Below are 9,371 nucleotides of genomic sequence, written 5' to 3'. Positions count from 1 at the left end.
TTCATCAATGGCAGACGTCAGGAACGGAAAAGCACTGGATGATCCCGCTGCGCAAAGGTGCTGAGTACCGGGTAAAGGAGAAGCTGGGTCCCGGACATGAGCTGGTTGAGCTCAGTCTGACGACGCAGGCGTGTAAAAAGTGGGAGGGGTCATCGGCTCGACCGCGGCGGCGGATAAAAACCGGCTGGAGACGGGGACGCTGGGCTGGAATGACATTGAGAACCACGCGGACTATAAGGTAGAGCACCAGAGCGCGGGCATCAGCACGGGCGGCAGCATCGCCGGTCAGTTTGCCGGGAACATGGCGAACGGGCTGTTGGTCGGGGCGAACCACAGCGGCAGCGACAGCTCGGTGACGAAGGCGGCGGTGAGCGAGGGCGCGATAGTTATCCGCGACCGGGAGAGCCAGGCGCAGGAGGTGAGCGGGCTGAGCCGGGACGTGGCGCACGCGAACCAGACGCTGTCGCCGATATTCGACAAGGAGAAGGAGCAGAACCGGCTGCAGGAGGCGCAGCTGATTGGTGAGATTGGCAGCCAGGCGGCGGATATCGCGCGGACGGAGGGGCAGATACGGGCGACGAAAGCCGGTAAGGCGGAGCTGGCGGCGAAAAATATCAAAGAGCCGGGCGAAGGCGCGTCGAAGGAAGAGTGGGCGAAGTACAACGAGAAGCTGACGGCGACGGACAGCTATAAGGCCGCCCAGCAGCAGTGGGGCACGGGCAGCGCCATCCAGCAGGGCATTCAGGCGGCGACGGCGGCGGTGCAGGGCCTGGCGGGGGGCAACCTGGCGCAGGCGGCCAGCGGGGCGGCGGCACCGTACCTGGCGGAGGTCATCAAACAAACCGCGCCGGATGAAGCCAGCCGTATAATGGCTCATGCGGCCGTAGCCGGAGTGATAGCTGCGGCGCAGGGCAATTCAGCACTGTCCGGCGCGGCTGGCGCAGCGACCACGGCGGCAATGGGTGAAGCCATCAAGAATGCGCTGTATGGCAACGTGCCGGTAAGCCAGCTGAGCGAGGAGCAGAAGCAGACGCTGGTCGCGCTGGGCACGGTTGCGGCAGGTCTCGCGGGCGGCCTTACCGGTAACTCAGCAGCTGACGCGGTCGCAGGCGCACAGGCTGGCCAGAATGAAATCAGTAACAATATGTTTAGCGCGGGCATGTTGCAGCAGATGCTGGCACAGGAAACGCTGAACTCGGCGGCGATGGCCGAAGCGGGTAAAGGCGGTGCAAACGAGCAGGCGGCGCTGGCGCTGACCAGGAAGGTAAAGGAAGGACTGGATGCGGCATGCCGGTCAAATCCCGGGTGCGTCCTGATGGCAATAGTATCGGCGCAGAGCCAGCAGCATACGGGAGGAGCAGGCAGTAAAACTGAAACCGTGCCGGTTAATGACGATTTGACCGGAGGAAAGCTGGTGAATCCGGCTCAGGATCAGAATAAAGGAACGACGCTTACCAGCCCTGATCAATCAGACCAGCAGAGTGCGACAAATACCGGAAATACTGAAGGAATCACCGGTACAGGTGAAAATACGACGACAACGCCGATTCCTGATGGGCCGAATAAGGATGACTTGGCTTATTTGTCAACGGGAGGAAATGTTGCTAGAAAAAATGCGAATGAACCAATTCGATTTATTGATGGAGTAAATGTAAGAGATATAAAAACAGGTGAGTATTTTAGCGGAACCGTAGATTTAAAACCTACGCTTGACAGGATACTGACTGGTGGCTCTTATCCACATAAAAATAATGGGACTATATTCCAGAATCGCTCTGACAGGGATACTGGTAAAACAGGGCTCCCTCCGCAACAGCCTGGATACTACAAAGAATACGTACACCCAACCCCGGGCATTTCAGGTCCAGGTCCCCAACGGATAGTTGTTGGTCAGAAAGGTGAAACATATTATACGAATGATCATTATAAAACGTTCATAAGGATTAAATAGGAAAATAAGAATGACTAATGATAACAATTTTTTCAGGTTCATAGATGGTCAAGCATCATATAATACAGGCGAAGTTTTCTTCGCCAGGTTAGATCCGTTGATTTCTAATACTGATGAGTTGTTAAAATCTCTTTATTACTTATTATGGTTTCCAGGGTATTTTGGTTTCAACTGGAATGCATTGGAAGATTGCTTGCGTGATTTCAATTGGATTAATGAAAATAAAATAATAATAGTGCATGATGTGCTACCTAACATTTCAAAAAAAGATTTAAAAATATATTTGGAGATTTTAAGAGATACTGCCTTGAATTGGCGTGATTATGATCAGCATACATTGGAAGTGGTTTTTCAGGAAAAAGATCGTGAGCATATCACTAATATTCTATTGTCTTGATGGTGTGCTTTGTAATTCAAGTAAATAAATATAATTTAGGTTAAGAATATCCATTTTAGCACGATTGAAAAAGCAGCGGGTAGGGCCTGCCGCCATTAGGGCGATAAAATCACCAGTCTGACAGCACCATCAAGGGCGTCAGCGTCGATCTTCCCACCGCACCGATATTAACAACATCGGCGGCGCAGGTGGCCAACCGAGGCAAGTCGAGCCAGACGGTGCTGCATGCAGGCCGCGACCTTAGCCTATTACCGCGAGCCGCGACGATATCATTTGGGACGGCGATAACAGCCTGTAGTAAGGCAATACGCCGAAGTGGTAGGCAAAGGCGACGTCGCGCTACAGGCGGGCAACGATCTCAGCGTGGCGGGCGCGACGGAGCGCAACAGTGAACAGCACCAGAGCGCGGGCATCAGCACGGGCGGCAACCTGGCGCAGGCGATTACCGGTTATGCAAGGTAAAATAGCGCCTGCTTTTAGTGAACCTGGTAGAGGTGTTCAGATATTGCCTAATATGCAAGAAAGAGTAAATGTTGATTGGCTTATAAAAAATGAATACATTTAGGAGGTTCATTAATATGCTGCTCAGTATTGAAGAAATTCAGAAAGAAATTGATGACATGGTCTCGAAAATTGGCTATCCACCTCATTCTGTAACTGTTTTTTCTGTACCCACTAATGATGGAACTCCTTACGTTTCATTTGAAAAAGAAATGTATAATTATATTTCATCAGAAAGAGGGTACGAGTTTTCAAGAAAGACCACGAAATCAATTGATGAACTACTTTATTGGATTACTTCAGATTTCGTATCAAATATATCTTTCCAATACGAACTTGAACATCGCATACCTGGGCGAGATGGCCGTCGTATGGCATTTCCTATGATTATTGCATTTATGGCAAGAATGAATAAAGAATGGGAAATTAAAGCACAAAAGGAGATTGATCAGACCCTCTCCAATGCGCCCTATGATGACAGTCTTTATTTATAAGTTTAGCTGCTCAAATCCCGGCCATCTAGGCCGGGATTACCCTTCCCTGCAGCCGCACTTACTACCTTATGATAACCGGCATCTCCCACGCCTGGTTCAGCGCGCCCAGAAAAAAACTTCAGCCACGCACTGACCTTCTTACGGTTCATCTGCGTGACGCTCAGCGCCAACAAGGGCAGCGCCATCCAGCAGGGCAATTCAGGCGGCGACGGCGGCGGTGCAGGGCCTGGCGGGGGGCAACCTGGCGCAGGCGGCCAGCGGGGCGGCGGCACCGTACCTGGCGGAGGTCATCCACGACATGACCACCACGAAGGATGCGAGCGGCAAAGAGGTGGTGAACGTCGAGGCGAACCTGATGGCGCACGCGGTGGTGGGCGCGGTAACGGCTTACGCGGCGGGCAACAGCGCGCTGGCGGGCGCCTCGGGCGCGGCGATGGGCGAGTATATTGCGCAGCAGATGTACCCGGGCGTGGACCGCAATGACCTGACGGAGGAGCAGCGCCAGACGATAAGCGCGCTGGGCACGCTGGCGGCGGGGCTGGCGGGCGGCGTGACGGGTGACAGCACGGCGGATGCGGTGGCGGGTGCGCAGGCGGGAAGGAATGCGGTTGAGAATAATGCGCTGAACGTAGCACAAAACAAGTCTCGTGCTGAGGAAATGTCACAATGCCAGGGCAACAAAGCTTGCGAAGGAACAGTCACAGAGAAGTACAAGCAAATCTCAGCGGAACAACAAAAGAGCATTGTGGAGTGTACGGGTGCCAGGGACTGTGTTGATAAAGCGAATGAGGTTGGCAGGTTGCGGGCTGATTATGCCCGCCGTACCAGTGAGTTGCTGGAAAAAGCGCGTGCTGAAGGCGGTCTGAGTCCGGCAGAGCAAAATGAGTTGTCAGTACTTCAGGTGACAACTATCCAGCTTGAGGCAGACAGAAACGCGGCGATCCATAATGCACTGGTGTCCGGTGATTCGGAGGAAGCGAAGCAACTTGCGATCAACTCCCTGGCTCAGGTGGCCGGAACCAGCGCGGCGGGAATCGCTGCTGGAATCGGGAAAACTAAATCCGGTGCACAATCAAGAAATAGAATTGAACAAACACTTTCCCCTGAGAAAAATTGGGAGAGCGCCCGAAATAAAGCATTGGATATTGTCGGTAATTTAGGTTCTGATTCTAAACCTGTGATTGGACGGTTGGAAGTAAGTGCTGGAAATGGGAAAGTTATTGGTCGGTAATCTAGCGATGGTAAAGTTGGTTGGCGTGTTGCTTATGATCCAGAAAAAGGCACCCATATTAATATATGGGATTACTCTCAAGGTAAGGGGCCAGGAAAAGCAGTTAAGCAGGTAATACCATTTGAGGGTAACGAAAAAGCCTTTGAAACGATATTGAAGCAGCTAAACAGGTAGATAACATGACTTTATTTGAAGAGTGTCAAGAAGCAGTTAGTGCTGATTTTGGTATCGTTGAGGACCAACAAAAGAAAGAAGTGGTTGATATTTTTAATAAATATCCTTTTGAAAGTGGGGCTATTCTGTGGTCGAGAATTGAATATTATGATTATGAGGATATTGATAGTTTATTAAATGTAAACCTCATGGAAAACGTTAATGTATTCGTTCTCGCAGATGATGAAAATATTCCTATTTTCAGGGCAAACTTGAGTTTGATTGCTGAAAATATTTATGCTGTTACAGCATTATCACCGAAATTATTCATTTTTAATGATGAAATCATACTGCAACCTTTATTCCCAACTGAAAGGTTCCGCTTGGGAATAAGATCTAAATAACAGATGATTCGAAAAATAAATCCCGGCCTTAGTGCCGGGATTTTACTTTATACGCCAGCCGGTTATCCTTCAGTCGCCAGCCGGATGATCAACTGTCCCGGTCCGGTGATCACCTCGATCTTCTGCCCGATCTTAAATCCCAGCGCCTCTAGCCAGCGGCCTTTAATGGTTAACTGTGGCAGCGGGTTCGGCTGGCCCCTGTTGGGCCGATATCCGACTTTGTAATAATGCGCGGCGGTTGTAGGCGTGCAGGTCTCTGGCTTATGATGTGTATCAGCCATAATCAACTCCTTATCAGTTGGTTGTGGTCAGCGGCTGCTGCGGGTTGCCGCCCGCTCCAGCCGCGCTAAAAAATCTCTTGTTTCGTGCTTCCCGTTCCGTTGTGACCTGTATAAATATACATCTTTTGTCGCAAAAACTCGCTTAAAGCTAAATAATATATTGCGACACTTCTCGAAAAAAAGGATTATTTTTCAAGCCGTACTTCGTTTATCTCTTCTTTTGGTGGTGCACTGTAATATTAGGGTACTAAATTTAAGTATTTTTCTTTATCAAAAACTATTACGCAGCAGATGAAACATGCAGGATCTGGTTCAAGGGGGGGGCATATGGGCCTGGACAACCGGGACATGTATTTAACGTTGTAAATTAAAAAGGAATAGTTCGGTTCCTTGATGGGCAATCGGGAAAGTCTGCTGACCTTAATCAGTTAAAATCATTTCAATTGTTGAGGGTAAATTAATGGTTAATTTTGAACAGGCTGTCGAGAAGGCTTGTGATTATTTAAGAAATAACGACATTCCACTTATCATTACACTTAAGGGGCGTTTTTCTGAAAAATGGTTTTTTTGTTTTGAATCTCGAGAGTATCTTAAAACAGGGGATTTTTCTACTCAGCTTGCAGGTAATGCGCCCTTTATAATAGACAAGGATACTGGCGAAGTTCATGAGCTTGGGACTGCGTATCCTATTGAGAAATATTTACAAGATTATGAAGAGAAGAAAAATAAGATTCGGTAGTAAACACAAGCCTAAAAGAATCGTTCAGCTGAAGAGGGCGGTCATCGGCCCGGCCGCGACGGCGGATAAAAACCGGCTGGAGACGGGGACGCTGGGCTGGAATGACATTGAGAACCACGCAGACTATAAGGTGGAGCACCAGAGCGCGGGCATCAGCACCGAGGGCAGCATCGCGGGTCAGTTTGCCGGGAACATGGCGAACGGGCTGATGGTAAGGCGAACCACAGCAACAGCCCGGTAACAAAGGCGACGATGAGCGACGGCGCGATAGTTATCCGCGTCCGGGACAGCCAGGCGCAGGACATGAGCGGGCTGAGACGGGCGAAGGCACGTCGAAGGAAGAGTGGGGACAAGTACAGCATAATGCTGGCCGCGGCGGACAACTATAAAGCCGCTCTACAGCATTAAAGAATCCGCAGCGCCATCCACCAGAGCTTACCAGATGAATCCAGCCTAACTATCTCTTACACTCTTTGAATTTAGCGATTCAGTTTTTCTTACAGTAAGCCTCATCGTTTTCTCGGTTATCACATTACTGTTATCAGGCACATCTTTGTTAATAAATGACATGGCTCCAATTACCACATTATCTCCAATAACAATCTGGTCAGCGATAATGCAGCTATTAGCACCAATAGTCACGTTGTTGCCTATCTTGATTGAAATCGGCAGCTTAGAAGGATTGCTGCCTGTTATCCCAATCGTGGTGTTCTGCCTGATACGGAATGAATGCCCGATAACGGCAGACCCGTTAATGACTATCCCTTGATGGTGAGTGATCACAAGTCCGGGTAATATTCTCGCACCTAACTCAATCTCTGTACCATATTTCATCGTCAGCTTCCGGTTAATTCGAAGCGCGGCCTGCTTCAAAACGCCCGTTTTGTTCTGATACCAGTAGGAGGCGATGCGCCACCAGAAATAGTAACGTCGTCTTGGGCATTTGACGGCTTTGTGAATAACGCTGAACCATGAGAAAGGCTTAGTGTTCATCATCACTTCTTTCTGCAAAGACTCTTTTAGCAGCAGAAGATTTTTGTCTTTTTGATCTTTCATCAGCATTCCATTCTGAAGAATTTTTTTTTGTAAAGAGGGTAAAGATTTTGAGCATTATACGTTAGGCGCTTGCCTGAAGACGACGTTTACGAGGGATTGTTTGTCATTGTGGAAGCGTGATGGATAAGGACTTGAGTTCACTTTATGAGGGGCCAGCTTCACTCTAAATGGCGCTGAGAAATACACTTGTGAGGTGATTAGAAACAAACCGGAAAGAGAGTAAGAAGCTATGTATGAAGAGCGACAGACACAAAAAAGCCCGCAGGGCTTGCGCCGTGCGGGCTCTTAGGACTTCATCGGATGACTCTGGTAATCACCGATGGAGAATTTTGGTGGAGCTGGCGGGAGTTGAACCCGCGTCCGAAATTCCTACATCCTCAGTACTACATGCTTAGTCAGTCTTTACATTCGCCTGGCAGCTGCGGACAGACACGCCACTGACAGACTATCCTGATTAGATTAAACGCTTCAACCCCAGGCAAGGCATCCACGCGATCTCTTTTGGGTTTGACCTCTCTTGATCCCCGTCCTAAGAGCGGAGGCTAGGGAGAGAGGGCTCTAAGCAGGTTATTAAGCTGCTAAAGCGTAGTTTTCGTCGTTTGCGACTATTTTTTTGCGGTTTTTTAGCGAGGCCTACCGCACCTCGGCATGCACCTTGGGTTTCGCAAATCCCGTCGAATCCAGAATCAGCCCCAGGAACCAACTACTCTAGCAAAAAACTTTAAAACTATCCAGCGATTAGCGGTTTCGATTTTTCATAATGCGCGCTTTATCGAGCTTCCATTCGCGCTCTTTAATGTCGTCGCGCTTGTCATGTTCTTTCTTACCGCGCGCCACGCCAATCTTTAGCTTGCACCAGGCGTTCTTCCAGTAAAGCGACAGTGCGACAACGGTATAGCCTTCGCGGTTAACGCGGCCATAGAGCGAGTCGAGTTCGCGCTGGTTAAGCAGCAGCTTACGGTTGCGCGTCGGATCGCAGACAACGTGCGTCGAGGCGACGGCCAGCGGCTGGAAGGTTGAGCCGAACAGGTAAGCTTCGCCATCGCGTAGCAGAATGTAGCTGTCGCTAATGTTAGCTTTACCCGCACGGAGCGATTTGACTTCCCATCCTTGTAGCGACAATCCCGCTTCGAATTCCTCTTCAATGAAGTATTCATGACGGGCGCGTTTGTTAAGGGCAATAGTGGCAGAACCGGGTTTATGTACTTTTTTCTTTGTCATAGTGCGGCGTATTTTACATCACTTAGGCGGCCATCGCACCCCTTGTCCAGCGGGGCACCGGGAAACGGGATATTCTAGCACACCTCTCAATGCGGGGAATTTTTGTTTGATCGCTGGAAATGCTACAATTCAGCGGTTTTGTGATGAACAGGAACCATTATGGCTCAGATTAGTCGTTCAGCGCTGGTGCCCTTCAGCGCTGAGCAAATGTACCAACTGGTCAACGATGTGGATGCCTATCCACAGTTTTTGCCGGGCTGTACCGGTAGTCGCGTGCTGGAATCCTCTGAAAATCAGATGACGGCTTCGGTAGACGTCTCCAAAGCGGGCATCAGTAAGACATTCACCACGCGCAACACGCTTACCGATAATCAGCGCATCCATATGCAGCTGGTCGACGGGCCGTTCCGCAAGCTTACCGGCGGATGGCAGTTTATCTCGCTGGGCGATGACGCCTGCAAGGTTGAGCTGAGCCTCGATTTTGAATTCACCAACATGCTGGTGGAGATGGCGTTCGGCCGCATCTTCAAAGAGCTGGCCAACAGCATGGTGCAGGCTTTCACTCAGCGCGCCAAAGAGGTCTACAGTGCCTGAGATTTCCGTTGAGGTGGTTTACGCGCTGCCGGAGAAGCAGTATCAGCGCGTGGTCACGCTGGAAGAGGGAAGCACCGTCGAGCAGGCGATCGTCGCATCCGGCCTGCTTGAGCTGCGCCGCGACATCGACCTCAGCCAAAACAAGGTGGGCGTATTTAGCCGCCCGGTTAAGCTGGGCGATACGCTGCAGGAAGGCGACAGGGTAGAGATCTACCGTCCGCTCATCGCCGATCCTAAAGAGCTGCGTCGTCAGCGCGCTGAGCGTTCAGCTGGTGGCAAGAAATAGCGACAGTCAGCACAGACTGCCAGAAAAGCAAAAGGCGCCAGCGGCGCCTTTTTTGTTGCGAGT

General features: G+C 50.2%; 12 protein-coding genes, 1 other RNA gene and 2 pseudogenes. 11 read left to right on the top strand and 4 right to left on the bottom strand.

Annotated features, from left to right (window positions below; translation table 11 throughout):
- Positions 1–142: 142 nt before the first annotated feature.
- The 8 genes and pseudogenes from Q9R34_RS18490 to Q9R34_RS18455 all read left to right on the top strand — a co-directional run.
- Positions 143–1,144 (top strand): annotated as a pseudogene (locus Q9R34_RS18490) (VENN motif pre-toxin domain-containing protein); the annotation flags it as partial.
- The gene (locus Q9R34_RS18485; RefSeq protein WP_485895647.1) at positions 1,145–1,951 is read left to right on the top strand and encodes a guanyl-specific ribonuclease; all 807 of its coding nucleotides are present in this window, start codon (positions 1,145–1,147) and stop codon (positions 1,949–1,951) included.
- Between the two features lie 10 nt (positions 1,952–1,961).
- Positions 1,962–2,348, top strand: coding sequence for a barstar family protein (locus tag Q9R34_RS18480; RefSeq protein ID WP_485895606.1), 387 nt, complete (start codon positions 1,962–1,964; stop codon positions 2,346–2,348).
- Between the two features lie 315 nt (positions 2,349–2,663).
- The gene (locus tag Q9R34_RS18475; protein ID WP_485895604.1) at positions 2,664–2,810 is read left to right on the top strand and encodes a hypothetical protein; all 147 of its coding nucleotides are present in this window, start codon (positions 2,664–2,666) and stop codon (positions 2,808–2,810) included.
- The gene (locus Q9R34_RS18470; RefSeq protein ID WP_485895602.1) at positions 2,800–2,913 is read left to right on the top strand and encodes a hypothetical protein; all 114 of its coding nucleotides are present in this window, start codon (positions 2,800–2,802) and stop codon (positions 2,911–2,913) included. Before Q9R34_RS18475 ends, Q9R34_RS18470 begins: the two co-directional genes overlap by 11 nt.
- Positions 2,914–2,926: 13 nt before the next feature.
- Entirely contained in the window at positions 2,927–3,343 is a 417-nt protein-coding gene (locus Q9R34_RS18465; RefSeq protein WP_485895600.1) for an Imm63 family immunity protein, read from the top strand.
- 196 nt (positions 3,344–3,539) lie between these two features.
- A pseudogene (locus Q9R34_RS18460) lies at positions 3,540–4,748 on the top strand (VENN motif pre-toxin domain-containing protein); the annotation flags it as partial.
- Positions 4,749–4,753: 5 nt separating this feature from the next.
- Positions 4,754–5,131, top strand: a complete 378-nt coding sequence (locus Q9R34_RS18455; protein ID WP_485895598.1) for a CDI toxin immunity protein — start codon at positions 4,754–4,756, stop codon at positions 5,129–5,131.
- A gap of 62 nt (positions 5,132–5,193) precedes the next feature.
- On the opposite strand, the gene Q9R34_RS18450 is transcribed toward Q9R34_RS18455, so the two are convergent.
- Positions 5,194–5,412 (bottom strand): SymE family type I addiction module toxin, encoded by a 219-nt coding sequence (locus Q9R34_RS18450; RefSeq protein WP_434125540.1) that lies wholly within the window; start codon positions 5,410–5,412, stop codon positions 5,194–5,196.
- 460 nt (positions 5,413–5,872) lie between these two features.
- Here Q9R34_RS18450 and Q9R34_RS18445 point away from each other — a divergent pair, with 460 nt between their 5' ends.
- Positions 5,873–6,151 carry a YrhB domain-containing protein gene (locus tag Q9R34_RS18445; RefSeq protein ID WP_485895596.1) on the top strand — a complete coding sequence of 93 codons (279 nt, stop codon included), beginning with the start codon at positions 5,873–5,875 and terminating at the stop codon, positions 6,149–6,151.
- Positions 6,152–6,604: 453 nt separating this feature from the next.
- Here the strand turns inward: Q9R34_RS18445 and Q9R34_RS18440 are convergent, their stop codons facing one another.
- From Q9R34_RS18440 to smpB, 3 genes are all read right to left on the bottom strand, one after another.
- On the bottom strand, positions 6,605–7,207 hold the full coding sequence (locus Q9R34_RS18440; protein WP_485895594.1) for a serine acetyltransferase: 603 nt from the start codon (positions 7,205–7,207) through the stop codon (positions 6,605–6,607).
- Positions 7,208–7,537: 330 nt separating this feature from the next.
- Positions 7,538–7,901: a transfer-messenger RNA gene (ssrA, locus tag Q9R34_RS18435) on the bottom strand.
- A gap of 44 nt (positions 7,902–7,945) precedes the next feature.
- Positions 7,946–8,428, bottom strand: a complete 483-nt coding sequence (gene smpB / locus Q9R34_RS18430; RefSeq protein WP_033754058.1) for an SsrA-binding protein SmpB — start codon at positions 8,426–8,428, stop codon at positions 7,946–7,948.
- Positions 8,429–8,587: 159 nt separating this feature from the next.
- Here smpB and Q9R34_RS18425 point away from each other — a divergent pair, with 159 nt between their 5' ends.
- Together Q9R34_RS18425 and Q9R34_RS18420 are read left to right on the top strand one after the other, a co-directional pair.
- Positions 8,588–9,022, top strand: a complete 435-nt coding sequence (locus Q9R34_RS18425; protein WP_033754055.1) for a type II toxin-antitoxin system RatA family toxin — start codon at positions 8,588–8,590, stop codon at positions 9,020–9,022.
- Positions 9,015–9,308, top strand: coding sequence for an RnfH family protein (locus tag Q9R34_RS18420; protein ID WP_033754051.1), 294 nt, complete (start codon positions 9,015–9,017; stop codon positions 9,306–9,308). Before Q9R34_RS18425 ends, Q9R34_RS18420 begins: the two co-directional genes overlap by 8 nt.
- Positions 9,309–9,371 lie beyond the last annotated feature (63 nt).

Origin of the sequence: Enterobacter sp. BRE11 (assembly GCF_031844285.1) — a bacterium.
Lineage (GTDB): Bacteria > Pseudomonadota > Gammaproteobacteria > Enterobacterales > Enterobacteriaceae > Pantoea.
This window is presented reverse-complemented; position numbering and strand designations above follow the sequence as displayed.

What these genes read in the sequence shown, in the direction of transcription:
- Q9R34_RS18485 (WP_485895647.1), top strand. Translation starts at nt 1,145, where the DNA reads ATGTTTAGCGCGGGCATGTTGCAGCAGATGCTGGCACAGGAAACGCTG.
- Q9R34_RS18480 (WP_485895606.1), top strand. Translation starts at nt 1,962, where the DNA reads ATGACTAATGATAACAATTTTTTCAGGTTCATAGATGGTCAAGCATCA.
- Q9R34_RS18470 (WP_485895602.1), top strand. Translation starts at nt 2,800, where the DNA reads ATGCAAGGTAAAATAGCGCCTGCTTTTAGTGAACCTGGTAGAGGTGTT.
- Q9R34_RS18465 (WP_485895600.1), top strand. Translation starts at nt 2,927, where the DNA reads ATGCTGCTCAGTATTGAAGAAATTCAGAAAGAAATTGATGACATGGTC.
- Q9R34_RS18455 (WP_485895598.1), top strand. Translation starts at nt 4,754, where the DNA reads ATGACTTTATTTGAAGAGTGTCAAGAAGCAGTTAGTGCTGATTTTGGT.
- Q9R34_RS18450 (WP_434125540.1), bottom strand. Translation starts at nt 5,412, where the DNA reads ATGGCTGATACACATCATAAGCCAGAGACCTGCACGCCTACAACCGCC.
- Q9R34_RS18445 (WP_485895596.1), top strand. Translation starts at nt 5,873, where the DNA reads ATGGTTAATTTTGAACAGGCTGTCGAGAAGGCTTGTGATTATTTAAGA.
- Q9R34_RS18440 (WP_485895594.1), bottom strand. Translation starts at nt 7,207, where the DNA reads ATGAAAGATCAAAAAGACAAAAATCTTCTGCTGCTAAAAGAGTCTTTG.
- smpB (WP_033754058.1), bottom strand. Translation starts at nt 8,428, where the DNA reads ATGACAAAGAAAAAAGTACATAAACCCGGTTCTGCCACTATTGCCCTT.
- Q9R34_RS18425 (WP_033754055.1), top strand. Translation starts at nt 8,588, where the DNA reads ATGGCTCAGATTAGTCGTTCAGCGCTGGTGCCCTTCAGCGCTGAGCAA.